The sequence below is a fragment of the Bifidobacterium parmae genome, from assembly GCF_002860365.1.
Taxonomy (GTDB): Bacteria; Actinomycetota; Actinomycetes; order Actinomycetales; family Bifidobacteriaceae; genus Bifidobacterium; species Bifidobacterium parmae.
This window is the reverse complement of sequence record NZ_NMWT01000002.1, coordinates 16,129-43,125: the sequence shown is the minus strand read 5'-3', so window position 1 is coordinate 43,125 and position 26,997 is coordinate 16,129. Positions and strand designations below refer to the sequence as shown.

Annotated in this window: 12 protein-coding genes and 1 tRNA gene; 1 reads left to right on the top strand and 12 read right to left on the bottom strand. The window is 67.5% G+C overall.

Translation table 11 applies throughout. The features are described 5' to 3' along the window. Nucleotides 1-93: 93 nt before the first annotated feature. Nucleotides 94-2,040: an InlB B-repeat-containing protein gene (locus Uis4E_RS01295; protein WP_101621454.1), complete on the bottom strand. Its 1,947-nt coding sequence runs from the start codon at nucleotides 2,038-2,040 to the stop codon at nucleotides 94-96. A 340-nt stretch (nucleotides 2,041-2,380) separates the two neighbouring features. On the opposite strand from Uis4E_RS01295, the gene Uis4E_RS01290 reads away from it, so the two are divergent. Continuing rightward, on the top strand, nucleotides 2,381-3,601 hold the full coding sequence (locus Uis4E_RS01290; protein WP_101621453.1) for a trans-sulfuration enzyme family protein: 1,221 nt from the start codon (nucleotides 2,381-2,383) through the stop codon (nucleotides 3,599-3,601). Nucleotides 3,602-3,938: 337 nt separating this feature from the next. Here Uis4E_RS01290 and Uis4E_RS01285 read toward each other — a convergent pair whose 3' ends face one another. The 11 genes from Uis4E_RS01285 to Uis4E_RS01235 form a co-directional block, all read right to left on the bottom strand. Next, nucleotides 3,939-6,656, bottom strand: a complete 2,718-nt coding sequence (locus Uis4E_RS01285; RefSeq protein WP_101621452.1) for a polyribonucleotide nucleotidyltransferase — start codon at nucleotides 6,654-6,656, stop codon at nucleotides 3,939-3,941. Between the two features lie 310 nt (nucleotides 6,657-6,966). Then, a complete protein-coding gene (gene rpsO / locus Uis4E_RS01280) occupies nucleotides 6,967-7,236 on the bottom strand; it encodes a 30S ribosomal protein S15 (RefSeq protein ID WP_034527929.1) in 270 nt (89 codons plus the stop codon). A gap of 169 nt (nucleotides 7,237-7,405) precedes the next feature. Next, nucleotides 7,406-8,089 carry a hypothetical protein gene (locus Uis4E_RS01275; protein WP_101621451.1) on the bottom strand — a complete coding sequence of 228 codons (684 nt, stop codon included), beginning with the start codon at nucleotides 8,087-8,089 and terminating at the stop codon, nucleotides 7,406-7,408. A 256-nt stretch (nucleotides 8,090-8,345) separates the two neighbouring features. After that, nucleotides 8,346-8,678, bottom strand: coding sequence for a type II toxin-antitoxin system RelE family toxin (locus Uis4E_RS01270; RefSeq protein ID WP_101621450.1), 333 nt, complete (start codon nucleotides 8,676-8,678; stop codon nucleotides 8,346-8,348). Next, nucleotides 8,675-8,995, bottom strand: a complete 321-nt coding sequence (locus Uis4E_RS01265; RefSeq protein WP_101621449.1) for a type II toxin-antitoxin system Phd/YefM family antitoxin — start codon at nucleotides 8,993-8,995, stop codon at nucleotides 8,675-8,677. The genes Uis4E_RS01270 and Uis4E_RS01265 overlap by 4 nt, the downstream gene beginning before the upstream one ends. 246 nt (nucleotides 8,996-9,241) lie before the next feature. Further along, nucleotides 9,242-12,052 (bottom strand): DNA methyltransferase, encoded by a 2,811-nt coding sequence (locus Uis4E_RS01260; protein ID WP_101621448.1) that lies wholly within the window; start codon nucleotides 12,050-12,052, stop codon nucleotides 9,242-9,244. A gap of 635 nt (nucleotides 12,053-12,687) precedes the next feature. Next, nucleotides 12,688-12,761 (bottom strand) — tRNA-Gly (locus Uis4E_RS01255). A 344-nt stretch (nucleotides 12,762-13,105) separates the two neighbouring features. After that, nucleotides 13,106-14,107: a biotin--[acetyl-CoA-carboxylase] ligase gene (locus tag Uis4E_RS01250; RefSeq protein WP_101621487.1), complete on the bottom strand. Its 1,002-nt coding sequence runs from the start codon at nucleotides 14,105-14,107 to the stop codon at nucleotides 13,106-13,108. A 313-nt stretch (nucleotides 14,108-14,420) separates the two neighbouring features. Next, nucleotides 14,421-16,259, bottom strand: coding sequence for an alpha-amylase family protein (locus tag Uis4E_RS01245; protein WP_101621447.1), 1,839 nt, complete (start codon nucleotides 16,257-16,259; stop codon nucleotides 14,421-14,423). Nucleotides 16,260-16,581: 322 nt separating this feature from the next. Next, a complete protein-coding gene (locus Uis4E_RS01240) occupies nucleotides 16,582-17,082 on the bottom strand; it encodes a holo-ACP synthase (protein ID WP_165784795.1) in 501 nt (166 codons plus the stop codon). A 291-nt stretch (nucleotides 17,083-17,373) separates the two neighbouring features. Next, entirely contained in the window at nucleotides 17,374-26,949 is a 9,576-nt protein-coding gene (locus Uis4E_RS01235) for a type I polyketide synthase (protein ID WP_101621446.1), read from the bottom strand. Between the last annotated feature and the right edge of the window lie 48 nt (nucleotides 26,950-26,997).

Below are 26,997 nucleotides of genomic sequence, written 5' to 3'. Positions count from 1 at the left end.
TTTCGAAGGCGATCTCATGCCCTCAACTGCATGTGAAGAAGCTTGACCGGACGCCAACCCAAGCTTCGGGGAGCCTGAATCGGCATAGCGGAATCAGGCACGCTTGCGCAGCAGCATGACGGCCGCGGCACCGGCGAGCGCGACGAGCGCGAACACCGCGACGCCCGCGATGGCGGAACCGGTCTCACCGAGAATGGCGCCGTCGTTCTTCTTCGCGTCGGCCTTGGCCGCGGCATCGGTCTTGGACTGGTCGCCCTTGGCGGCGACCTTGGTCCACTGCGCCACGATCTTGTACACGTTGCCGGTCGCGGTATCGGTCGCCTTCACGGCGGAGCCATCCTTGTCGGTACCGGTCTCGGCGTACTGCCAACCGGACAGCTTGTAGCCGTCGCGCACGATCTCGTCGGTGGTAGGCAGCTTGTCCAGAATGGTGTCGCCCTTGGCAACCTGCACGGAGAAGTCACCGACCTCGCCGTTGATGTTGCCGCCGTTCGTGTTGTACACGACGGTGAACTGCTCGACGTTCATATCGGGGTCGGGATCGGCCACGTCCCACAGGGCGATGACGGTCACGTCACCGGTCACGGTATCGGTCGCCTTGACGGTCGTGTTGGTGCCGTGCGCGGCGACATCCTCGTAATGCCAGCCGCGGAACGTGTAGCCGTCACGCTTGAGCTTCGGCAGCTTGTCCAGCAGCGTGTCGTTCTCGGCCGCGGTGAACTTCACGTCACCGGACTGGCCGTCGAACTCACCGCCGTCGATCACACCGCCCTTGGTCTTCACCGTCACGTCATACGTCTTGACGTTCATACCGGAATCCGGATCGGCCACGTCCCACAGGGCGATGACGGTCACGTCACCGGTCACGGTATCGGTCGCCTTGACGGTCGTGTTGGTGCCGTGCGCGGCGACATCCTCGTAATGCCAGCCGCGGAACGTGTAGCCGTCACGCTTGAGCTTCGGCAGCTTGTCCAGCAGCGTGTCGTTCTCGGCCGCGGTGAACTTCACGTCACCGGACTGGCCGTCGAACTCACCGCCGTCAATCACACCGCCCTTGGTCTTCACCGTCACGTCATACGTCTTGACGTTCATACCGGAATCCGGATCGGCCACGTCCCACAGGGCGCGCACGACGAGATCCTTGGTGACGGTGTCGCTCTCGCCGACCTTCGTGGAGGTGCCGTAGGACTGGTTGTCGTTCTCGTCCCAGCCGTAGTACCAACCGCGCTGCACGAAACCATCGCGCTTGAGCGACGGCAGCACGGAAAGCAGGTTGTCTCCGTCGCCGACGGTGATGGACACGTCGCCGTTCTGGCCCTTGGCCTCACCATCCTGAACGGTGCCGCCGTTGGTGCGCACGACCACCGTATGCGTGGTCACCTGCATACCGGGATCGACCTTGTCGAGATTCCACGTGGCGTAGACGGTGACATTGCCCTTCACCGTGTCCTGGGCGCCGACCTGGGTGCCGGCGTTGTCGGCGTAATGCCAAGCGACGAAAACGAAACCGTCGCGCTTGAGCTTCGGCAGCACGGAAAGCAGGTTCGTGCCTTCCTTCACCTGGTACTGAAGGTCACCCGTCTGTCCGGCGTTCTCGCCGTTCTGGACGGTGCCGCCGTTGGTGCTCACGATAATGTTGTAGGTCGCCGTCGGCTGTTCGGGTGTCAGGGAGGTCCACTGGGCCTGGACCTCGTAATAGTCCTTGCCGAGCTTGGCCACATCGCCGCTCTGGACGGGCGTGCCGTCGGTGTACGTCCAACCGGCGAACTTGTAGCCGTCGCGCTGGAGGTCGACTGCGGTCGGCAGTTTGTCCAGAATCGTCTGGCCGGCGGGGACCTGCACGGTGCCATCGCCGCTCACACCGTTGATGCTGCCGCCGTTCATGTGGTAGACGACAGGCACGGACTGCTGATTCGTCACCTGCGAATTGGTGGTTTCGGTAGCGGCCGGCGTGTTCTCATCGGCCTGGGCCGTCATAGGTGCCAACACCGCCAATGCGGCGATTGCAGTGGCACCCGCAATAATCTTCTTCAAAGTCATGATGATACCTCGACAGTACTTCTCTACTATCTCCTTGAGTTATCCATTCCCGTCAGGTGCCTTCGAAAATCCCTTAGGATACGCGAGATTCCTCTTCACTGAAATCTCACAGGGAGAAGATACCCCCCCCCCCCCCGCGGACAAATCTCACCCAACGAGACATGCCGGAGCCATACACGCGGACGGAAATCCGTGTGAGAATCCGGCGCATCCACTCCACTCAGCCGGGCACCTTCCCCACGGTTCTTTCTATGGGCGGCTATCAATCCCTGCGAATCCGCGGATTCCCGCGGGCCACGCGCACTCGCGCGGGAAACGCGCGGCTGCTAGAGATGAGACCATGACCTCAGATCTCGTACATCATGGCGAATCCTTCGACGGCACGCCGCTCGGATTCGCGACCAAATCCATCCACCTCGGCAACGGGGTCGACGCCGAGACCGGCGCGATCCGCCGTCCGATCACGCTGGCGAACGCCTACGCCCTGCCCTACGACCCCTCCGACATCAACTGGTCCAGTTCGGACGTGAACCTGTACACGCGCAACGGCCACCCGAACCAGCGCTATCTGGAGGCGAAGCTCGCGAACCTGGAGGGCACCGAGGACGCGGTCGTGCTCGCCTCCGGCGTCGCCGCCCTCGCCGCCACGTTCACCACGCTCCTCGACCGCGGCGACCACGCGATCTTCTCCGACACGACGTACATCGCCGCCTACCGCCTGCTCAACCAGATCCTGCCGGAGAAGTACGGCATCGAGACGTCGATCGTCGACACGTCCGACCCGCAGAACATCGCCGCCGCGATCCGCCCGAACACGAAGCTCGTGCACATCGAGACCCCCGCCAACCCGACGTTAAAGGTCACGGACATCGAGGCGGCGGCGAAGCTCGCGCACGACGCGGGCGCGCTCCTGTCCGTCGACAACACGTTCAACTCGCCGTTCAACGTGCGTCCCGCCGACCTCGGCGCGGACGTCGTCATCGAAAGCCTCACCAAGTACATCAACGGGCACGGCGACGCGCTCGGCGGCGCCATCGCCACCCGCAAGGCGCTCACCGACCGGATCCGCTTCACCTATCAGGTGAACTACGGCGGCATCATCTCGCCGTTCAACGCGTGGCTCATCAACCGCGGCTCGGTCACGCTGCCGCTGCGCATGCGCCAGCACAACGCCTCCGCGCTGGCCATCGCGAAGCATTTGGAATCGCTGCCGCAGGTGCGGTTCGTCGCCTACCCGGGACTGGAGTCGCACCCGCACCACGACGTGGCGGCACGTCAGCTCGCCCGCCCGGACGCGGGCTTCGGCGGCGTTCTCTCGTTCGGTCTCGACACCGACCATGACGGGCACAACCGGTTCGTCAGCAAGCTCAACGTGATCACGTCCGCCGTCTCGCTCGGCCACGACGAAAGCCTGATCGTGTTCCTCGGCGAGGACGACGAACGCCAGTACCTGTACCCGGAGGAGTTCCACCGCGGGTTCTTCCGTCTCGCCGTCGGCCTGGAGGACACCGACGACCTCATCCGCGACATCGACCACGCCTTCGCCGAGGCGAAGCTGTAGCGCCACCATCACCAACACCCACACCAACACCCCACACCAACACCCATGGTGCGGCAACACACAATCTCCACAACGGCGGAATACCAACGTTTTCCACCACCGCACCATGGGGATTTCACCGCACCATGGGAATGACGGCATACGAATAGGGGGGCGCACCGGGATCAACGTTCCCGGTGCGCCCCCCCTATCGCGTACTCAGCGTGCGACGCCGACTTCTAGATTAGTCCGACTCAGTCCTCGAATGCTGAGCCGTCAAACGGACAGCCCAGTGGGCTGTCCGTAGGCGAAGTGAGCCGGCGCACTACAAGCGCCGGCGAAGGATCCGTGAGAGGACTCAGTCCTCGAACGGATCGAAGTCGCGACGGACGCGGCGGCGCGGGCGCTCGGTGCGCTCGATGCGGTCCGCGTGGTACTCGTCGTAGTTCTCGTCGGTCGCGTAGCGCGGGTTGCGGTCGTAGCCGCCACGGCCGCGGCCGCCGCGACGGTCGTCACGATCGGAACGACGGTCGTCACGATCGTCGGAACGACGGCGACGCGGACGATCGTCATCGCGGGAGCCGCGACGGTCGTCACGATCGTCGTAGTCACGCTCGGCGCGGCGACGACGCGGACGATCATCGTAATCACGATCGTCGTAGTCACGCTCGGCGCGGCGGCGACGCGGACGATCATCGTAATCACGATCGTCGCGACGGTCGTCGCGGTCGTCGGCACGGCGACGGCGCGGACGATCGTCGTAATCGTCGTCGCGGTCGCGACGGTCGTCACGACGCGGGCCGCGGGAGCCGCGACGGTCGTCACGGTCGGAACGGGCCGGACGGTCGCCGCCGCGACGCGCGTTGTTCTCCTGATCCTCGAAGCCGGGGATCGCGAGGGAGATCTTGCCGCGGTCGTCGACGCCCTGGACGACGACCTCGACGGTGTCGCCCTCCTTGAGCACGTCCTCGACCTGGTCGATGCGCTCGCCGTTGGTGAGGTTGCGGATCTGCGAGATGTGCAGCAGGCCGTCGGTGCCCGGCGTGAGGTTCACGAACGCGCCGAACGACGTGGTCTTGACGACCTTGCCGTTGTAGGTCTCGCCGGCCTGAGGCACGTGCGGGTTGGCGATGGAGTCGATGATCTGCTTCGCCTTCTCGGCGGCCTCGCCGCCTTCGGAGGAGATGAAGACGGTGCCGTCGTCCTCGATCGCGATCTCGGCGCCGGTGTCCTCCTGGATCTGGTTGATCATCTTGCCCTTCGGGCCGATGACCTCGCCGATCTTCTCGACCGGGACGGTGGTGGTGATGATGCGCGGGGCGAACTCGCTCATCTCGGCCGGGCCGTCGATGCACTCGTTGATGACCTCGAGGATCGTGGTGCGGGCGTCCTTCGCCTGCTGCAGCGCGGCGGCGAGGATGTCGGCCGGGATGCCGTCCAGCTTGGTGTCGAGCTGCAGGGCGGTGATGAACTCGGAGGTGCCGGCCACCTTGAAGTCCATGTCGCCGAACGCGTCCTCGGCGCCCAGGATGTCGGTCAGGGTCTTGTAGATGTGCTGGCCGTCGACGTCGCCGGAGACCAGGCCCATCGCGATGCCCGCGACCGGGGCCTTCAGCGGCACGCCCGCCGCGAGCAGCGACAGGGTGGAGGCGCACACGGAGCCCATGGAGGTGGAGCCGTTGGAGCCGATGGCCTCGGAGACCTGACGGATCGCGTACGGGAACTCCTCGCGGCTCGGCAGCACCGGCACGAGGGCCTTCTCGGCGAGGGCGCCGTGGCCGATCTCGCGGCGCTTCGGGGAACCGACGCGGCCGGTCTCGCCGGTGGAGTACGGCGGCATCTCGTAGTTGTGCATGTAGCGCTTGGACTGCGGGCCGGACAGGGAGTCGAGCTGCTGCTCCATCTTGAGCATGTTCAGCGTGGTGACGCCCAGGATCTGGGTCTCGCCGCGCTGGAACAGGGCGGAGCCGTGGACGCGCGGCACGATGTCCACCTCGGCGGACAGGGTGCGGATGTCCTTGAGGCCACGGCCGTCGATGCGGTAGTCCTCGGTGAGGATGCGGCGGCGCACGATCTGGCGCTGCAGCTCCTTGAACGCGTTGCCGAGCTCCTTGTCCTTCTCAGCGTCGTCCATGTCGGTGAACTCGTTGGCGAGAATCTCGCGCACGTGCTCCTTGATCTCGTGGATGCGCTCCTGACGCGGCAGCTTCTCCGCGATGGTCAGCGCCTCGTCGAGGTCCTGGTGGGCGATCTCGTCGATGCGGTTGTAGAGGTCCTCGGTGTACTCCGGGAACAGCGGGAACTCGCGGGTCTCCTTCGCCGCGGCGGCCTTGAGCTCGTTCTGGGCCTCGCAGATGACCTTGATGAACGGCTTGGCGGCTTCGAGGCCTTCGGCCACGACGGTCTCGTCCGGCTTGGTCTGGCCCTCGTCGTAGATGAGGTGCCAGGCGTTCTTGCCGGCGCCGGCCTCGATCATGGCGATCGCGACGTCGCCGTTGTCGATCACACGGCCGGCGACCACGATCTCGAACACGGCGCGCTCACGCTCGGACCAGGTCGGGAAGGCGACCCACTGGCCGTCGATGAGGGCCAGGCGCACGCCGGAGACCGGGCCGGAGAACGGCAGGCCGGAGATCATGGTGGAAGCGGAGGCCGCGTTCAGGGCGACCACGTCGTACGCGTCGTCCGGGTTGACGGACAGGATCGTCTCGACGACCTGCACCTCGTTGCGCAGCGTGTGCGGGAACAGCGGGCGCAGCGGGCGGTCGATGATGCGGCAGGCCAGGATCGCGTCGTTGGACGGACGGCCTTCGCGGCGGAAGAAGGAGCCGGGGATCTTGCCGGCGGCGTACATCTTCTCTTCGACGTCGACGGTCAGCGGGAAGAAGTCGTAGTTCTCCTTCGGGCTGTTGCCGGCGGTGGTGGTGCTCAGCACCATGGTGTCGTCGTCCAGGTAGGCGGCGACGGCGCCGTCAGCCTGCTGGGCGAGACGGCCGGTCTCGAAGCGCAGCGTGCGCTTGCCGAACGACCCATTGTCGATGATGGCCTCTGCGGCCTTGATTTCGGGACCCTCCATAGGGTTCCTCCTTTGTCTTGTCTTTTCCTACAACCATGCGGCCCTTCTTCAGCCGGGCCAGGCTCTTACATTCGCTTTCGTTCCGGCGGCGCGGCCCATCCGATCGGACCTCCGTTCGGGCCTCCCGCCGCCGCCATGCGCGACCCCCGGCCGCGCCCTCGTGTCAACTCACGATTCGTAAACCGGATTCTCTGCCGGCCGCACCTCGCGGCCCGTCCTCTCGAATCCGTCCCCTCTTCGGTTGTGTTGCCGTTTGGCAGGCGTATGTAAAACGCCCGAACGCCGTAAGGCGCCCGGGCGGAAGTCTGTACTATCGACGCAGACCAAGCTTCTCGATCAGCGCACGGTAACGGTTGATGTCGTTGCGCTTGAGGTAGTCGAGCAGGGAGCGACGGTCACCGATCATCATCTGCATGCCGCGACGGGAGTGGTGGTCGTGCTGGTGCTTCTTCAGGTGCTCGGTCAGGTCGGAGATGCGCTTGGAGAGCAGCGCGACCTGGACCTCCGGGGAGCCGGTGTCGCCCTCGTGCGTCGCGAACTCGTTGATGATCTGGGACTTCTCTTCAGCCGTAAGTGCCACGGCATCCTCCTTATGGTCGTTGCGCGGTGCCCCATGCTCGTTGCGTGGAGCGCTCTCTATCCGCGGGCGATTTACGCCAAATGGAAACTATAGGACGCGGTGCGGACGTGCGTGTCACATGCGATGCATGTCACGCGCACGGCGAACGCCACGCGTCACGCGTCACGCGTCACGCGCCGACGGTGGTGAGCAGACCGCCGAACATGACGACGAGCAGCGCCGCCGCCTCGATCGCGAAGAACAGGATGAACGACGCCCAGCTGCGCGTGAGCACGTTGAGCGGCGACTCCTTCCTGATGACGACGAGCAGCCCCACCCAGATCACGGCGAACACGGCCACGCCGAATCCGGCGGCGATGATGCCGAGGTTGGCCGCGTTCGCGACGGTCGCCGATTCGCCGTACACGACGTACGTCGAATACCAGAAGTCGAGTCTGAGCAGCGCCACGCCGGCGACGAACTGTTCGGCGGCGAGACCGATCACGAACAGGATGCGCCAGATCCAGCGCCCGGAGTCGACGATCGCGACGCCCAGCATGGCGATGGCCGCCAGCGTGACCGTCCATGAGAGGAACGCCATGCCCTGCGGCGTGAACGCGTCGAGGTGCGCGGTCAGCCACGCGGTGTCGTTGACGGCGAGCGCGCGCCCGTACCAGTACGGCGCGATGATCGCGACGAGCACGGCCGCGGCGTACACGGCCCAGCGCACGGGATGGGAGCGTCCGCGTTCGATGTCCGCGAGCGAGAGGTCCGTCTCGGGAATCGTCGCCTCCGGATGCTTCGACACCTCGACCGTCTCGACCCTGCCGTCCACGATCTCGGTGGCCTCGTTGCGTTCGCTCTCGTCCGCCATATACCGCCTCGCTTGCCGTCGTTCCTTCACATCCGTCGCGCCGCGCCACGGCCGACCGCAGCCGTGGCGCGTGCTGTTTTCCTCCGTCCACGATACTGCACACCACCGGCGAAGCGGGCACCCCGCGCAATCATTCATGTTTCGGCGCCGGCAATCGCGAAACAGCGGGGATGAAACGCCCGCTTGCGATGATTCCGCCGTTGCGATCCGCGAATCTCCGGGGCGACGATTCGACTGTCATGGCGGACGATCCGGTTCAGATGTCGTGGCTTCGTCGTCTGTTGTCCGCGATCCGGTACACTTCGTCGTCCGCGCGGATGCCGACCACGATGATGAGCATGCGGCTGTCGGTGCGAATCGGCTTGTAGACGACGCGTACGCCGATGTTCCTGAACTTGATTTTGCATAGTCCGGCGAGCTTCGTCTTGTTGCCGTTGCGCAACGGCTTCCCGTACCCGCCCTCGGTCGTGGGAAGCGGATTCTCGGCGACCTTCCGCAATCCTTTGATGACCTGGGCTTGAATCGAGGCGTCGAACTTGCTGAAATCATGTTCCGCTTCGGGAAGCCACTTCCGTTCCCATGCGGTCACTCGAATTCGACCTCCGGCGCGGCGGCGATGTCCGCCTCCGTGATGCCGGCGTGCCGCATGACATCATGCTCGTTGATGGCGGTTCCGTTCCAATGATCCAAACGCTCTTCGGCCATGCGGGCGTCGTCCATGTCCTCCAGGTATTCCTGAATCCGATTGTATTGGTCGATGTCGAGGATGACGGCCGTCGGCTTGTTGCGGTTGAGGACGACCACGGGGGCCTTGCGGGCGAGGAGGCATGTTTCGGTGGCCTTGCCGCGGTTGAGATCGCTGATGGAGACCGTCTGGTTGATGCGGGGCAGTGTGGAAACGCTCATCGATTCCTCCTTATATCGTTGTCTATGACGATATTACCATCGTCATAAACAACGATAAATTCGTTCTCGACATCGCATCCTCCGGATGTATGCGCGGGTAGCGGGACATGATTGCGCGAACCTTGTCTATGTCGAACATGGGCGGGCTCCTCTCTCCCCTAGTTGCTTTCTCTTTTTGCCTTCTTCGCTCTTCGTCGCCTATACCTGACGGCGCTCCTTTCGCTCCGGCTTTGTTTTCGGTCTGTCTCAGACCTTGGTCAGTTCCTGGTAGCGGTCGAAGAGGATCTGGAGGCGTTCGTCGTCCGACCCGCAGGGTCTGCCGGCGCCGAACGCGGCATCGACGACGCGGTCGAGCCGTTCGTGGGCCTTGAGCAGGTCGGGGTGCATGAGCAGCGGGTTGTACAGGTCGGCGAGGCTTTCGCCCGGATGGTTCGCGCGCGCCTCGGTCACCGCCCGGCCGGCCTCGATGACCTTCACGCGCATGGCATCGGACAGCTTCGGCAGCGGCAGCGTGTTCCAGACGACGGTGTTGCTGAAATTGCAGTCGTTCTTCAATCGTCCGCCGATCGCCTTCTGCCATGTCAGGAACATGGACGATTCGATGATCGCGAACGCGAAACCGTCCGGATCGTCGCAGACGAAAATCTTGTTGCCGGCGATGACGTCATTCGGCAGCAGACCGCAGGTCATCCACCGACGTTGGCTGCTGAACACCGCTGGGATGGCGAGATACTGTTCCCTTGGTTGGTGGTCGTCACGGAACAATTGCGGGGTGTCGCGGTGTTTGTACGCGTCGCCCTTCACCGGCGCTTGTTCGCGGTATTTCCTGCACGCTTCGACCCGCGTCTTGAGATACGGGGATCTGAGGATGTCGGACGCGGGCGCGTCCGCGAGCCACAGGCACCAGCGGTCGATGCCGTTGATGAGCTCGCGTCCCATGCGGAACGGGCGCACGTATTTCGCGGCGATCGGATCGTCCATCGCCTTCGCGTATTCGTCCGCATCGTTGATGAGCAGGTTGCCTCCGTCCAACGGCATCGAGCCGAAATCGACCCGGCCGAGCATCGGCGAGAGCGGCCCGGCCTTCTGGCTGCGTTTCTCCGCGTACACGTCCGGCCCGTCGAGCAGGTACCCGTTGACGTGCCGCGGATGCGTGGCCTCCGGTTCGCCGTCGATGTCGGGGTATTCGAACAGGACGGGCGGCTTCGTCGCGTCGTCGGCATGGTCCATGCCGATGATGACGACGTGGACGTGCGCATTGTCCGTGGATTGCGCGTTCCACGCGAACGTGCGGTGCGCGAACGCGATGCGCCACCCGTCCTCCATGATCGGCTTGAACAGGCGGGGCACGGGCTGTCCCTGCGTGATCGAGTTCGTGCTGACGAGCGCGAACGCCGCCGAAGGCTTGGTCAGGTACCGCGACGCCTTGCGGAACCAGCCTGTCGCATAGTCGAGATACCCGTCGTAGCCCCCGCCCCACACGGCCTTCAGGTCGCCCGTCTGCTCCGGCGTCTTGCTGATATGGCCGAGGAACGGCGGATTGCCCATCACGTAATCGCACTCAGCGCCGGGCAGCAGGTCGTTCCAGTCGTAGCGCAGGGCGTTCGCCTGCACGATGTTGCCGGAATCCTTGAACGGAAGCCGGTCGAGCCCCCTGCCGGACACCGATTCGGTCTCGTCGAGCATCTGCTGCTCCGCGATCCACAACGCGGTGCGCGCCACCGCGCACGCGAACCCGTTGATCTCCACGCCGTACATCTGCGCGATCGACACCTTGACGCTGAACCCCTCCATGTCGAACGCGATCTGGTCGCCCTGCAACGCCTCGATGACCCGGTTCTCCAACCGGCGCACGCAGATGAACGTCTCCGTGAGGAAATTGCCCGAACCGGCCGCGAAATCCGCCCACTTGAGGCCCGCGAGACGATCCTGGTAATCCTGGAGGCCCTGACGCCACTCCTTGAACGCGCGCCCTTTCTCCGCCGCCGGGCGGGCGGCGAGCAGCCGATCGCACTCGGCGGTCAATCCGTCGAGGAACAACGGGTCGATGAGCCGGTGGATGTTCGTCACGCTCGTATAGTGCATGCCGCCGCGCCGCCGCTCGTCATGACTGAGCGTCTCCTCCATGAGACTGCCGAAGATGACCGGGCTGATGCCGCTCCAGTCGAATCCCTCGCTGATCTCCATGAGCGCGTCCTGAATGTCCCGCCCCATCGGCGGTATCTCGATCTGGTCGCGGAACAGGCCGCCGTCCACGTACGGGAAACACGCGAGCGTCTCATCCAGGTATCTGCTCCGACCATCCTCGGGCGTGTCGAGCACGTCGAACAGGTCCTCGATGTCGCCGCGCAGATGCCGCGGATCGGACGCCTTCACCAGGTCGCGGAAACTGTTGGCCGGGAACAGGCCCGCATCCTCGGCGTACAGGCAGAAGACGATGCGCACGGTCAGCATCGCCAGATCGTCATGCGCCTTCGCCTCATCCGGATCGTCGTAGCAGGACGCGAGGGCGTCATGCAGCCTCGCACCCAACTGGCCCGCCTTCTCCGACAACTGCTGCTGGACGATGGTACGGCTGCGGCCCCGGTCGAACAGGCCAGCAAGCTCGCCGACATGGCCGGGCAGCTCCTCCAGCGCGAACTCCGAGCGCGGCGCCTTCGCCAACGGGTCCGATTCCAGATCGTAGAGACGGAACACGCCGAAATTGCAGGTGATCAACACCACCGGCCGCTCCGACGGCGGCAACGCGTTCGCATAATCGAGCGCCTGACGCACCGGCGTCTTCATCACGCCCTGCCGCGGCTCCTCCTTGTCCAAGTCCACGCCAAGGCTCTTCTGCTCGACCAGCACACGCGCCTCGACCATCAGCACGTCAATCAGGCCGTTGCCCGCCGTACGCCGCTCGAACCACAACACCTGCCGGTCGCTCAACCGGTCCACATGCAGCACATCGCCCAACAGATCCATCCAGAACTGCTGGGTCTCGCTGTTCTCATCGCCACGGCCACGCCACCGTTCCACGAACGCCCCGGCGCGCATCCTCAACTCATCAGCCATGCCCACCATCATCCCCGATGGCATGCCCCAATCGGCACAGCGGAAATAAAATGTTCTCACCGTGTTCTCACGGGAGCCGAACCCGACCTCGGCCAAGCCCGTACCGAACCCCGCACCGAACCCCCGCACCGACCCCCGCACCGAACCACCCGCACCAAACCACCCGCACCAAACCACCCGCACCAAACCCCCGTTATCTGGTTTCTACAGCGCCAAACACCCGATTCCACACCCCCTATCCGTCCATTTGACGCTGTACATCGCGGAGAACGGGGGTTTCATACGGGGTAATGTCGGACCACCCTCAGTCATGCTCCGCATGACAGCTCCCGCCAGCGGGAGCGGCACTGGGTCATCCCCGCGTTGCAGGCGAGACGGCGGACGAACAATCCATGCCACAACAATATGCCCCAGCGAAACAATCCGGTCATGTCCTACCACCTTCGACTCGTCCCAGCGAAACAATCCGGCCATGTCCTACCACCTTCGACTCTCACCGAATCACAAGACCACCCTCAGTCATGCTCCGCATGACAGCTCCCGCCAGCGGGAGCCAGTGGGTGCCCCTATGTTCCGGCAACCCCAGAACAAGCAAAAGAACCGTTGGAATTATTGGAATTCCAACGGTTCTTGAGTGGAGCGGATGACGGGAATCGAACCCGCGTAATCAGTTTGGAAGACTGAGGCTCTACCATTGAGCTACATCCGCGCATCGTCTCACCGAATCACTCCGATAAAACAACTCGTGCCATTATACACAAGGCCGCACGACGCACAACCCGCAGGGCGCCGCCGTGTCGCAGACGCCCCCGTCGCAACGCCCACGCCATGCCCCGAGTGCCGTCACCCACCGTTCCGGCACACGGCACATCCGCGCATCAGCACCGGCAACACAACGTTCCCGGCGCCACAAGTCCCCGACACCACAACGCGTCAGCAACACGCACTCCGGCGACACAGCACCCGCCATCACAACATATTCGCGCATCCCACGTCATGCGGACAGTACGGATTCCGCTCCGTGACGCCGGCACGGTCGCGTCGCGTCGCACGTCACGCGGGCAGCACGCCGACGTCGGCGGTGCGCACGACGTGCGTCACGCCGGCATCGTCGCGGATCGTGAGCGACGCGTCGTCGTTCAGCGCGACGGCCTCGCCTTCCAGCGTGCTGCCGTCGGTGAAGTGCGCGACGGCGCGGCGTCCGAGCGTGACGCACGCGTCGGCCGTCTCGCGCCGCAACGCCGCCGCCGCGTCGCGCGGCCCGGCAGCGAGGGCGGCGAGACGGCGGCGCAGCGCGGCGACGGTCCCAGCGGCGATCCGGTCGCGCAGCTCCTCCCCCGACGGCAACGGCGCATAGTGCAGTTGCAGCGACGTGGCCTGCGGCGTGGGCAGCCGGTCGGCGGGCACGGCGAGGTTCAATCCGACGCCGAAGACGATGGCGACGCGGCCGGCATCGTCGGGCGTCTCCGTCGACGGCCCGTCTCCCGACGCGCCAGTCCCCGATTCCCCCGTTTCCGCCGTTTCCGGCAGCGGCACGAGTTCGGCGAGGATGCCGCCGAGCTTATGGTCGCCGACGAAGATGTCGTTCGGCCATTTGAGTCCGAGACGGTCGGCGGACACGGCGGGCGCGTCGCCGCCATCGCCGCCATCTTCCGCGTCGTGCAGCGGCTTCGCGCCGACCGCCGCGAGCGCGGTCCGCAGCCCGTCGAGCGTGGCGAGCCCGGCGGTCATCTGCAGCCAGCCGTTGACCGTCTCGTCGACGGCGAGCGCGCGCGGCACGGTCACGACGTACGACACGGTGGACGACTCCCCCGGCGCGCTTTCCCACGTGTGGTCGAGACGGCCGCGTCCGGCGGTCTGCCGGTCTGCCGCGACGACGGCGGCATATGGGTGGTCCGATGCGGCGGAACCACCTGCGACCGCCCCGGCGGCATCCGCGACACCGGCGGCGCCCGCGAGTTCCCCCGATGCGACCAGTCCGCGCGCGAGCGTGTTCGTCGATCCGGTCTCGCCGACGAACACGACGCGGTCGGCGACCTGTGCCGTGCGCGGCATGCGCGCTTCGTCATTCCCGATGATTCCCATATGGGCGACTGTAGCGCGATGGGACAGGATGTTCGCGGAATCGTCCGCGTGATGTGATGCGGCGGGGACGCCGATGGTTGCCGGCGACGGTTGCCGGCAGGCTCCCGCACGCCGCCTGGGAGCGGATATGGGATGGCCCCGGCCGCGTGGGAAGGGGATCCGCGCGGCCGGGGCCACAGGTGGGACGGCATCGCGTCCGAGAGGAACAGGGCGCGATGCCGATGATGGTACGTCGTGGAGCGGCGCGTGCGGCGTCACTCCGCGACGACGGTTCGGGGACGGCTCACTCGTGGGCGACGATGATCTTCGCCTCGTAGGGCTTGAGATCGACGCGCTCGGGGAGCGTGACGTCGGCGGTGCTGTCGAGCACGGCGTAGGTGTCGGCGTCGGTGAAGTTGAACAGGCCGACGATCGTGCGATCGCCCTCCTTGCGCAGGACGCCGAGGATCGCGTCGTCGTGCGTGTCCCACGTGGTCACCCACGCGTCCGGGCCGAAGCACGGATCGTCGCGCATCTCGCGCAGCGACTCCATGCCCTCCCACAGGCGGTTCTGGAGCGTGCCGGGCGTGTTGCGCTCGGCGGCCTTCTTCCAGTCGAACTTGCTGCGGTGCAGGTTGCGGCTGTCGGCCACGCGGTCCGGGTCCTCCTTGTAGTCCCAGCCGTTGAGCTGGCCGATCTCGTCGCCGCAGTTGAGCATCGGGAAGCCGCGCAGGAACGCCATCGCGCGGTGCAGGAGCAGGTCGCGGTCGATGGACTTCTCGTAGGCGGGCTTGTCGTGGGTGATGAGCGCCTTCTCGACGCCGCACAGGGAGGCGGCGGTGCCGCAGCTGCGGGCGTCCTTGGTGGCTTCGTCGTAGTTGTACAGTTCGCCCATGGCCCAGCTGCCGGGCACAGTGCCCTCGTAGAAGTGGTACAGGAACTCCTTGTGCTTGAGCGGGTCGATGGCGAGGCGCACCTCCTCGTCCTCGTCGAGGCCCCAGCCGATGTCGTCGTGGCAGCGCAGGTAGTTGACGAACCAGCAGTTGTCCGGCAGGGCGTTGAGCTTGTCGGCCTGGCGCTTGAGCAGGCGCACGTCGCCGCTGGCGAGCGCGGCCCACAGGTTCACCATGATGGACACGTTGTACAGCATGTGGCATTCGGGGCGTTCGGGGGTGCCGAAGTAGGCGGCGAGCTCCTTGGGGGCCATGACGACCTCGCCCTTGAGGACGACGGCCGGGCAGACGATCTCCAGCATCATGCGCATCATGCGCACGATGGTGTGGACCTGCGGCAGGTTGCGGCAGTTGGTGCCGAACTGCTTCCAGATGTACGGCACCGCATCGAGGCGGAACACCTCGACGCCGAGGTTGGCGAGGTGCATGACGGAGGTCATCATCGCGGTGAAGACCTTCGGGTTGCGGTAGTTGAGATCCCACTGGAACGGGTAGAACTGGGTCATGACCCACTTGCCCATCTTCTCGTTCCAGGAGAAGTTGCCGGGCGCGGTGTTGGGGAAGACCTGCGGGACGACGGCGTCGTACTGGTCGGGGATGGTGCGGTCGTCGTAGCAGAAGTAGTAGTCCTGGTATTCGGGGTCGCCGGCCTCGGCGGCCTTCGCCCAGCGGTGGGAGGAGGCGGTGTGGTTCATCACGAAGTCGAGGCACAGGCTGATGCCGGCCTTGCGCAGCTTCTTGGTGAGGGCGGCGAGGTCCTCGTTGGAGCCGAGCAGCGGGTCGACGGTGTCGAAGTCCTCGATGGCGTAGCCGCCGTCGTTGTCCGGGTGCGGCATCTTCAGCAGCGGCATGAGGTGCAGGTAGGTGAGCTTCTGCTCCTTCAGGTAGTCGATCTTGCCGGCGAGTTTCTTCAGGTCGCCCGCGAACAGGTCGGTGTACATGGTCATGCCGAACATGTCGCCGCGCTTGTACCACTCCGGGTCCTTCTCGCGTTCGATGTCGAGCTTCTTCAGGTCGGCGGGGCGTTCGGCGTAGGCGTCGGCCATGGCGCGCTCGAAGACGGCGAGCTCCGGGGAGTCGCCGTACAGCATGCGGAACAGGGATTCGAATTCGTCGTGATGGCGGGCGAGTCGCGCGGCGAACACGTCGTCGGTCGCGGGGGCGGACTTGGTTGCGGTGGTTTCGGCCATCTGTGACTCCTTTTAGCTGCGGTGCCTAACTTCGTCGTTGGTTGTATGCGATGACGCTGTCCAGTGTAACGTCGCGCGCGCGTGTTATCAAACCGGTTCGATACCCGGCGTGTCAAACCGTTCCAAGCCACGCCACCGCAACGGTAACAGCGTTTGCACCGACCCACTTCCCCATCCCCCTTCCACCACTCACCCACCACTCACCCGCCACTCCCGCCATTCCCATGGTGCGGCAACACACAATCTCCACATCGGCGGAAAATGGCCGTTTTGCGGTACCGCACCATGGGGATTTCACCGCACCATGGGGTAAGGGGCGGGGTTATGACTCGAGGAGGGTGACGGCGGAGGCGATGCCGGCGTCGTGGGTGAGGGAGACGTGCCAGCGGGGGGCGGGGGACGGGGGCGCGGCGGGCCCTCCCCCGATCGGCTCCGTCGACGGGTCCCTCGGCAGCGGGGACCGAAGCCGCGGCGACGGCAACGACTCGCGCAGTTCGCGTGCGACGTCGTCGCGCAGCGCGACGTGCGGGCGTCCGTGTGCGTCGTCGAGGATCTCGACGCCGGACCAGGGGAAATCGTCGAGCGTATACGGCAACGCGCCCTCTCCCACGGCCTCGCACCACGCCTTCAGGACCGCCTCCTTGCCGGCCCATTTGGCGGCGAGATGCACGGCCTCGCCGTCGTACTTCGCCGCCGCGCGGGCCGCGGCCTGGCGCGTCTCGCGCACCGAGAACAGCGTGCGCATGCGCGAGCCGGGCAGCGCGAGCTGTTCGGCGAACGCCGCCACGTCGACCACGTCGTGGCCGAGTCCGAGCACGGGCATGATGACCTCCCATCGGTGTGCGTATGAATCGATATACGTATACGGAAATATACGGATACGACTACGTACGGATATGTACGGATATGAAAAAGCCTCCCTTCAACGAGGGAGGCGGCGCGACGCCCCGGAGGGGGAGACCGCGGGAAACGCGCCGTGGTCTCTCCCCGGTCGGCTTCGCCGGCAGCCCCCTCAGACGAGGGGGGCAGACCATGATGACGGGCACGGTGTCGACGCGGTCGTGCGGCCCCGCAACGGGGGCCGACGACGTCACCGCATCACCGCGCCGCCGCATCACGCTTCGAAGTAGCCGGAGGCGTTCAGGCGGGCGTCCGGGTCGAGGAGCATGGCCTTCTCGACCTCGTGGGCGTCGTAGCGGCCGCCGCCCGCGAGCTTCACGCCGTCCTCGCGGAAGCGACGGTTGTCGATCGGCTCGTAGAGCGCGGCGCGCCCCATCATGCCCTCCTCGAGTCGGCGCTGGCCGGCGGCGAGACGGGCGTTCGCGCGTTCGCGCCACGCCTCGAGCGCGGCCTCGCCGTCCGTCTTCGCAACGGACGCCTCGAACGCGCCGGGGTGCACGAGCGCGACGAACCCGCTCACGTGACCGAAGCCAAGCGACGTGGCGAGACCGGCCTTGACCGGCTTGCCGGCCGCGGCGCGGCCGAACACGTCCTCGCCGCCGCCGATGCGCAGGGGCTTCCTCAGCCAGGTCATGTGGTCGTCCTTCGCGAGCTTCGGGTCGACGCAGTCGAGCGCCGCGTTCGCCGGGATGACGCCGGAGGCGAACAGCTGCGTGAGGCCGTTGACCTGGAAGATGCAGGCGCCGCCCTTCGCATGTCCGGTGACGGTCTTCTGCGAGATGACGAACAGCGGGTTGCCGTCGGTGCGGCCGATGGCGTGAGCCAGCGTGTTGTGCAGTTCGGACTCGTTCGGGTCGTTCGCGTTGGTGGACGTGTCGTGCTTGGAGACCACGGCGATGTCGTCCGGCGTGACGCCGAGCTTCGCGAGGTCCCTCACCAGCTTCGAGTCGCGTCCGCCGAGGCCGGCCGCCAGGGCGCCGAGGCCCGGGGCCGGGATCGACGTGTGGGCGCCGTCCGCATAGGAGTGGATGAAGCCGATCACGCCGGCGACCGGCAGACCCAGCTTGAGCGCGATGTCGCCGCGCGTGAGCAGGATCGTGCCGCCGCCCTGGGACTCCAGGAAGCCGCCGCGGCGACGGTCGTTCGCGCGGCTGAAGAAGCGCGCGTCGATGCCCTTGCCGTACATCTCGGCGGAGTTGGCGGTCGCGTTCATGTTGCCGAAGCCGATCACCGACTCCACGCCGATGTCGTCGATCGCGCCGGTGACGACGAAGTCGGCCTTGCCGAGCGCGATCTTGTCGGCGCCCTCCTCCAGCGACACCGCGGCGGTGGCGCAGGCGGAGACCGGCTGGATCATGTTGCCGTAGCCGCCGATGTAGCTCTGCATGACGTGCGCGGCGACGACGTTCGGCAGCGCCTCCTGCAGGATGTCCGTCGGGATCTCGTGGTTGAGGAAGCGGTCGAGGTAGAGCTTGCGCATCGAGGCCATGCCGCCGAAGCCGGTGCCCTGCGTGGAGGCGACGAGCGACGGATGGATCGCCTGGAGGATCTCCGCCGGGTTGAATCCGGCCGACAGGTACGCGTCCACGGTGGTGACGATGTTCCACAGCGCGATGCGGTCCACGTCGCCGACCATCGAGGCGGGGATGCCCCACTTGACCGGGTCGAAGCCCTTCGGGAACTGGCCGCCGACCGTGCGGGTCATGGCGGCGCGGCGCGGCACGCGGATCATCGAGCCGGCGTGGCGGGTCACGTTCCATTCGCCGGACTCGTCGTCGCGGGCGATGGACGTGTGGGCCTCGTCGAGCTTGACGTACTCGCGGGCGACCTGCTCGGTGGGCACGGAGAAGGTGACGTCGTGGTCGAGGTAGACCTCGGCCTCCTCCTCGTCGGCGCCGTCCTTGTAGTCGTCGCCCATGCCCTCCTCGAACGGGCGGATGCCGGAGCGGGCCACGACCTCGTCGTGGTAGCGGTCGGCGATGTCCTCCTCGGGCACGAGGTTGCCGTCGGTGTCGTACCAGCCGGGCTTCGGGCTGTCGGCCCAGGTGAGCAGGCCCATGTTCCATGCGAGTTCGAGCACGGCGCCGGCGTTGAGGTCGACGGTGCCGTCCGGGTGGATGCCGAGTTCGGCCTGGGCGCGCGTGCGGCCGGAGCCCCACGGACCCAGCTCGCCGACGGACACGATGACGATCTCGTCCTCCGGTCGGGCGGTCACGCCGTCCCAGTCGGCGAGGTCCACGTGCGGCTGGTGCGGGACGTGCGGCGTGGGGAGCGCCTTGATCCGCTTCTCTTCCTCAGTCGCGACATTCGTCGCGCCAGCTCCCGCCGGCGGGAGCCCAGCGGCTTCCTTCGCCGCGTCCGTCTCGGCTTCCGCACGCAGAGCGCGAATGTCGATCGGCTCGCTGCCGAGACCGCCGGTCAGGTCCACGTCGAGCGGGGCAGCGACGGCCGCCTTGCGCGAGTCTGCGGTGCACAGGTCGAGCAGCTTGATTGCGATCTCACGCGTGGAATACGTGTGGATGCCGTGGCGTTCGACGACGGCGACGAGCGGGTCGTTGCCGCCCATCAGGCCGGTGCCGCGCACCCAGCCGATCTTCGGGTGGGCGAAGGTGACGCGGTCCGACCAGGCGTCGCGTTCGGCGCGGGCGCGGTTGACGATCGCGTCGAACGCGGACTTGACCTCGCCGTACGCGCCGTCGCCGCCGAACACGCCGCGGTTCGGCGAGCCGGGCAGCACCACGTGCAGCTTGTGCTGCACGTCGGTGTCGGCGCCGATCTTCGCCAGTCCGACGATCGCGCGTTCGACGCCCCACAGCATGAGGCGGGCCTGCGATTCGAACAGTTCGCCGGAGTCGGCGAGCGTGCCGTGCACCGGCGGGGCGGCGAACGGGAAGAACAGGGTCGGCTCGTAGGCGGGCTTCAGGATCGTGGTGGTCGCGCCGGTCGTCTTCTTCTGGACGTTGCCCACCCAGTCCACGAGCGCGTCCACGTCGCGGAAGCTGGACAGGTTCGCGGGCACGAGCCACAGCTTGGCGTCGCCGGTGGCGTGCTCGCGGTACGCCTGGCGGCCCCACGCCTTGATGGACGGCCTGAAGCTGTGCGAGGTGGCGATCACGGTGGCGCCGCCTGCGAGCAGGCCCTCGACCACCTGGGCGGCGATCGAGTTCGGGCTCACGCCGGTGACCACGGCCACGTCGCCCGCGAAGCGGGAGGCCGTCTCGCTGGACGAGGCCGGTTCGAGCGCCTCGGAGGCGATGCGGGCGAACGCGGACTTGAGCGTCTCGTCGTCGGCCGTACGACCACCCTCGGTCTCGCCATGCTCGACGGCTCCCGCCAGCGGGAGCCGGGAAAGGAACCACTCGGCTTCGTCGGCGACGGCCTTGCCGAGGCCGATGAAGCTGCCGGCGAGCGCGTCCGCGTCGCCTTCGTAGTAGGCGCGGGCGAGGTCCTCGCGGGCGGAGGCCCAACGGTCGTCGAAGAGGATGGCCTTGTTCGCGTCGAAACGCGGTTCCACCTGCTTCGGCCAGTCGGAGCCGAGTTCGGCGCTGACGGCCGCGACCACGGCCGCGTTCTCGTCCTCGCCGGTCTCGGGCGCGGGGGCGGCCACGCCGAGCTCGTTCAGCACGAACCGCGCGGTGGCGGCGAGCACGCCGTCGGCGCCGGTGACCTTCTCGGCGAACGCGTCGAGCGCGGCGGAGTCGACCACGGCACCGCCCGCGGCACCGCCGGCGGACGGCTTGGAGACGGCCACGCCCTTGGTCTGTCCGACGAGGGCGACCGCGTCGTCGATGAGCTTGTCGGCGGCGGCCGCGTTGGCGGCGGCGCCGGTCGGCAGCTTGGCGAGGTCGCCGCCGCGCGAGCTGGAGCCTTCGCGGGTGTCGAGCAGGAGCGCGGCGGTCGTGGCGGCCACCCAGCCTTCGCCGAGCTGCCACACGCCGGTCACGCGTTCGCGGATGTGCGACGGCTTGACGCCGGCCGCACCGAACAGGGCGCGCAGACGGTCGCGGATCGCGTCGGAGAGGACCGGACCGAACGGCTTGTAGTTCGGGGCTGCCTTGTTCACGATCTGGGCGAGCTGGGTGAGCGTCGCCTCGGCGGCGCCGTCCACGCTGGCCACGCCCAGCTCGGAGCTGATGTCCATGAGCAGCTGGTTGCGGCGGGAGGACACGCCGTTAGTGAGCGTGTCGGTGGTGTCGGAGGCGCCGATCTGATCGAGGCGCACCTTGGCCGAGTAGGCCATGAGCACGCCGATCGCGTCGGCGGCCTTGAACGGCAGGTCAGGCACGTCCGCACCGGACGCCTGATTGCCGGCGGCCTGATTGCCGGCGGCCTGACCACCCTCAGTCGCGGCTTGCGCCGCGCCAGCTCCCGCCAGCGGGAGCGGAGACGCCGGAGCGGCGGACGCGGCCGGTGTGGCGGCACCCGCGGCACCCGCGGCGGCAGCCGAAGCCGCGCCGGAGCCGAGCTTGGCGACGGCGGAGCCGCCGGCCGGAGCCGCCTCGACGGGGGCCGCGGCGGCCGGAGCGCTCTCCGGCTCCTCCTCGGGCACGAGCGAGTCGGAATCGGTCATGTACACGCGGCCTTCGTCGCGGCCCACGTTGTAGACGGTGACGTCGGTGCCGGCGAACTCGGGCAGGCGGAGGGTCTTGGCGCCGAGGTTGGCGAGGGTCGGCGCGTTGCCGAGGCCGACCTCCACGTACTCCTCCACGCCGAGACCGCCCTGCGCGGCCTTGTGGAAGAGCAGCGACTGGGTCTCGATCCAGCGCACCGGGGAGGCGAACTGCCAGGAAAGCAGTTCGGTGAGCAGCAGGCGGCCGAGCTTCTGGTCGTCGGCGGTGTAGGAGTCCCACACGGCCGGGTTCTCCAACGCCTCGCGGATGCGCTCGGAGGGCACGACCTCGAGGATCTTCGCCGCGAATTCCTTGGTCATCTCGAACGGCGCGGCCACGAGGTTCGGGATGTAGCGGCCGACGAGGCGTCCGCGGTAGTCGATGTGCTGCGGCAGCAGCGCGTCGAGCTTGTCGCGGAACTCGGGCACACCCTTCCTGAGGAGCGTGGAGTGGAACGGCACGTCGATGCCGGGCACGAGCATGAACGCCGGCTTGCCGCCCGCCTCCTTGGCGCGGCGGTTCGCGTCCGCCTGCAGCGCCTTGAGACCCGCGATCGTGCCGGCGACCGCGTACTGCGCGCCCGCCAGGTTGTAGTTGACGATCTGCAGGAACTCGCCGGTCTTCTCGGACACGGATTCGACGTACGCCTTCACTTGCGAGTCGCCCACGCCGAACTGGTTCGGACGCAGCGCGCCCATGCGGTAGTTGGAGCGGCCCTGCGCGTCGCGCGGGATGAGATGGTGCATCGTGGAACCACGGTGGAACACGAGTTCGAGCACGGTCTCCAGCGGGATCACGCCGGCGAACGCGGACAGCGCGTTGTATTCGCCGAGCGAGTGGCCGGCGAAGTAGGCGGGCCAGATGTCGCTGCCGGATTCGCGCAGGCGCGCGGTCTGCGCGAACGCGACGGTGGCGAGCGCGACCTGCGTGAACTGCGTGAGGTTGAGCAGGCCCTCCGGGTGGCGGTAGGTGACGCCGTTGGCGGTGAGTTCCTTCGGGTTGTCGCGCACGAGGGCGAGGATCGAGAATCCGAGCTTGGAGCGGGTGAGCTTGTCGGCGCGCTCCCACACGTCGCGGGCGGCGGGCGACTTGGCGCGCTCGTCCAAAACCATGCCCTGCTTCTGGATGCCCTGGCCGGGGTAGACGAACGCGGCCTCGGGGGCGCGCACCAGCGCGGTGCCGCGGGAGACGAGCTGGCCGTCGATGCGGCAGGTGACCTCGAGGGTCATGCCGCCGTGGCGCACCTTGCCGACGCGTTCGACGGAGATCTCGACCTCGTCGTTCAGCTGGACCATGCCGTACATGTTGTAGGTCCAGCCGGCGATCTCGTAGTGGGCGCCCTTCTCGTCGGCCGCCTGCACCGCGTGCTGGGCGGTGGCGGACAGCCACATGCCGTGCACGAGCGGCGCGGCGAGGCCGGAGATCGCGGCACCGCGCTTGGAGGTGTGGATCGGGTTGAAGTCGCCGGAGGTGCGCGCGAACGCGGTCATGTCGTTCGGCGCGGTCACCTTGACGCGGCGCAGCAGACGGCGCGGCGTGGATTCGATCTCGTCGTGCTGCGCGTCGCCGAACTCCGGGGAGTCGACGGGCAGCGCGTCGGAGTAGACGCGGCCGCGGATCGCGAAACGCTCGGTCTCGCGGGCGAGCAGCGTGCCGTCGGCGGCGGTGTGGGTCACGTGGATGGTGACGACGCGGCCGGACGCGGATTCGAAGTAGTCCTCGGCCCAGGAGGTGAGCGTGACGGTCTCGCCGACGTGCTGGAGCAGTTCGTCCTCGGTCTCCTCGAGTTCGATGAGATGGTCGAGGTGGACGGCGTTGAGCAGGCCCTCGATGACCGGGTAGCCGTTCACGGACACGGAGCCGAGCGCCGCGTAGATCGCCGGCCATGCCGGGCCGACGAGCGCGTCCGGCGCGATGCGGGAGGCGCGCAGCGTGCCCGGCAGGGCGCCGCCGGTCGCCGCCTCGTGGTCGTAGCCGAGGTTCGCGGAGAACGTGTAGGAGGCGTGCGCGACGCCGAACGGGTGTTCCCCGTCACGCGTGCCGTCAATCGCGGGCATCGCGGTCAGCTTGTCGCCGGTGATGGCGGTGTTGCCGATGCCGGCGGTGGCGGCGAGCATCGCGTACACGTCCGGGATCAGGCGTTCGCGGTTGACGATCGGCATGCCGCCGGTCGCGTCGGCCGGCACGGTGAGCGGGATGACGATGTCGCGCACGGCGTGCTTCGACTTGCCGCCGTCCGGGTCGTTGTCCCAATACGTGTCGAGATGGATGTCGAGGTCGTATTCGCCGTTCGCGGCGTCCACGGCGCGGATCTCGTAGTCCTTGTCGCCGAGCGTGGTGCCGTACGCCGGATTGTCGGTCACGTGGCCCACCCAGGAGATGTTCGGCGACTTGCGGATGAAGTCCTCGGCGTTCCCGGCCTCGCCGAGCGTCGCGTACTCGTTCTCGACCGCGGCGCCGGACTCCTTCGCACGCTCCAGCGCGGCGGCCTCGAAGCGGCCGAGGATGTCGGCCACCGGCTCGTCGACGGTGGTGATGCCGGCCACGGAGATCGGGCCGGGGATGACGCGCACGGAATCCGCGGAATAGCGCGGGTCCTCGGACTGCCAGAGCTGGTCCTGGCCCCACCAGCGCAGCAGGTCGTTGTCGATGACCGGCACGAACGGCATCGGCTTCGGGTATTCGCGCACGAGCACCGGGAACCACGCCTCGTCGGCCGGGGTGACCTTGAGCTCGGCGGCCTGCGGGTAGGCGGCGGCCAGCGCCTCGAGCGCGGGCGCCGGATCGGCGATCACGTCGTCGCGGGTCACGTCGAGCTTCGAATCGAACTCGCCGGAGTCCACGTCGGCCACACGGGCCTCGATGCGGTGCAGCAGGTGCAGGAAGCGGTCGGCGTACGTGTCGTCCGCCCACGGGTAGGCGAGGTCGGCGAACCGCTGCGCCCACTGGAGGTAGGTCATCGAGGCGAGATCGCCGAAGTACGGCTTGGCGGTGCGGTCCAGCGCGGCGATGATCTCGTCGCGGCGGGACTGGAGCTCCTCGGGGTGCTTCATGACGCGCACGAGCAGACGGCCGCACACGGCGGAGGCGTTCTCCACCTCATAGATGTCGGCGTGCAGATGGCTCAGGCCGGACGCGACGCCGCCCACGGACTTGCCGGACGGCACCCAACGCTCGCCGGCGGGGGCGAACGGGTCGTCGGCCGCGCCGGACGCGGCGACGGTCTCGGCGGTGATGCCGGGGGTGTCGACGAGCAGCCGCTTGACCTCGGGGCTGGTGTGCGCCTCCTTGGCGGTCATGACGGCGGTGCCGACGAGCACGCCGTCGACCGGCATGTCGGGCAGGCCGTAGGCGCGCGACCACTGGCCAGACAGGTAGTCGGCGGCGCGTTCCGGCGTGCCGATGCCGCCGCCGGCGACGAGCACGAGGTTGTCGCAGGCGCGCACTTCGGCGTAGGTGGAGGTGAGCAGGTCGTCGAGCGACTCCCAGCTGTGGTGGCCGCCGGCGGCGCCGCCTTCGACCTGCATGAGGATGACGGTCGGGGCGACGGCCTTGGCGATGCGGATCACCTGGCGGATCTGGTCGACGGTGCCGGGCTTGAAGCTCACGTACGGCAGGCCGTCCTTCTTGAGCTGCGCGACGAGCGCCACGGCCTCGTCGAGCTCGGGCACGCCCGCGGAGACGACGACGCCGTCGATCGGCGCGCCGGACGCGCGCTTCTTCGGCACGATGCGGGAGGAGCCGAACTGGAGGTTCCACAGGTAGCGGTCCATGAACATGGCGTTGAATTCGACGGTGCGTCCCTCGTCGAGCAGCTCCTCGAGCTTGGCGACGTGACGGTCGAACACCTCGGCGGTGACCTGGCCGCCGCCGGCGAGCTCCGCCCAGTAGCCGGCGTTCGCGGCCGCGGCGACGATCTCCGGATCGACGGTGGTGGGGGTCATGCCGGGCAGCAGCACCGGCGGCTTGCCGGTGAGCTCGGAGAACTTGGTGACGAGACGGTCGCCGGCGGGCGTCGCCGCCACGCGCGGGGCGAACGCCTTCCAGTTCTGGGTGCGCTTCGTCTCGGCCTCGGCCGGATCGAGCGTGGAGAGCGCGGCGCGCTCGGCGAGCGTGGTCGCCTCGACGACGCCCACGCCGGTGCCTTCGACCACGTTGCCGATGAGCTTGCCGAGCGTCGAACCCGGGCCCATGTCCATGATCCACAGCTTGGCCGGGTCGGTGCCGGTCAGGGCCTCGCGCACGCGGGCGGCCCAATCCACGTGGTTGAGCAGCACCTCCTCGGCGAGCGCGCGGGCGCGGTCGGTGTCGAAGCCGCAGGCCTCGGCCCAGGCGACCGTCTGGTCGACGGCGGGCTTCATGAGCGGGGAGTGGAACGGCAGGGTCACGTCGAGGTATTCGAGCACGGGCGCGAACACGGCGCCGCCTCGCACCTTCTCCTCGCGCAGGGCGGCCTGCTTCCTGTGCTCCTTGGCGACTTCGACGGCGAAGGCGGCGAGGTCGTCCGGGAATCCGGAGATCACGTGATGGTTGGCCGAGTTGGTCACGGCGATGGCGATGGGGCCGCGCGGGTTGTTGACGCGGGCGGCGAGCGTCTCGACCTGGGCGCGGGTGGCGCCGCGCACGGACAGCATCGGCGTGGCCTCGCCGTGCAGCGGGTTCAAGGCGAGTTCGCGGGCGGCGCGCGTGCCGGCGGCGCCGATGAGGGCGGCGGCGGCGAGGATCTCGTCGATCTGGTCGCGGGCGGCTTCGATGGAACCGGCCTGTTCGATGGCCTTGGCCATGTGGACGGCGAGCACGCCCTGCGAGTGGCCGAGCACGACGGTCGGCTTGGCGGCGGGCAGCGTGTAGCCGAGGTGTTCGAGGTCGATGAGCGCGCCGAGCTGGGTCAGGGCGATGCCTTCGACGGAGGCGGTGGCGTCGGCGGCCGCGCCGAGGCGGGCCGGGTTCGGCGTGAAGCCGAACAGGTCGACCGGGCGACCGGTGGTGGCGAGCAGGTCGGCGTTCACCGGCGTGAGCTTCGTGTAGGCGGCGTCGGCGTGCGCGTGCAGCGCCTCGGCGAGCGTCGGATCGGTGGTCTGGTCGGCGAGCGCGACCGGCCACGGCGTGGATTGGCCGGCGAAGGCGAGCGCGTGCGGCGTCTTGCCCGCGGCGAGCTGGTCGAGGAAGAATGTGCTCATTGCTTGGTTCCTTGTCTGTGTGCTTCTGTTGCGTTTCGTAAGTCTGCT

Coding starts and splice junctions, on each gene's coding strand:
- Uis4E_RS01265 (WP_101621449.1), bottom strand. CDS start 8,995: ATGAGCGTTTCCACACTGCCCCGCATCAACCAGACGGTCTCCATCAGC.
- Uis4E_RS01235 (WP_101621446.1), bottom strand. CDS start 26,949: ATGAGCACATTCTTCCTCGACCAGCTCGCCGCGGGCAAGACGCCGCAC.
- Uis4E_RS01290 (WP_101621453.1), top strand. CDS start 2,381: ATGACCTCAGATCTCGTACATCATGGCGAATCCTTCGACGGCACGCCG.
- Uis4E_RS01250 (WP_101621487.1), bottom strand. CDS start 14,107: ATGCCGCGCACGGCACAGGTCGCCGACCGCGTCGTGTTCGTCGGCGAG.
- Uis4E_RS01295 (WP_101621454.1), bottom strand. CDS start 2,040: ATGACTTTGAAGAAGATTATTGCGGGTGCCACTGCAATCGCCGCATTG.
- Uis4E_RS01285 (WP_101621452.1), bottom strand. CDS start 6,656: ATGGAGGGTCCCGAAATCAAGGCCGCAGAGGCCATCATCGACAATGGG.
- Uis4E_RS01245 (WP_101621447.1), bottom strand. CDS start 16,259: ATGGCCGAAACCACCGCAACCAAGTCCGCCCCCGCGACCGACGACGTG.
- Uis4E_RS01260 (WP_101621448.1), bottom strand. CDS start 12,052: ATGGCTGATGAGTTGAGGATGCGCGCCGGGGCGTTCGTGGAACGGTGG.
- Uis4E_RS01275 (WP_101621451.1), bottom strand. CDS start 8,089: ATGGCGGACGAGAGCGAACGCAACGAGGCCACCGAGATCGTGGACGGC.
- Uis4E_RS01240 (WP_165784795.1), bottom strand. CDS start 17,082: ATGCCCGTGCTCGGACTCGGCCACGACGTGGTCGACGTGGCGGCGTTC.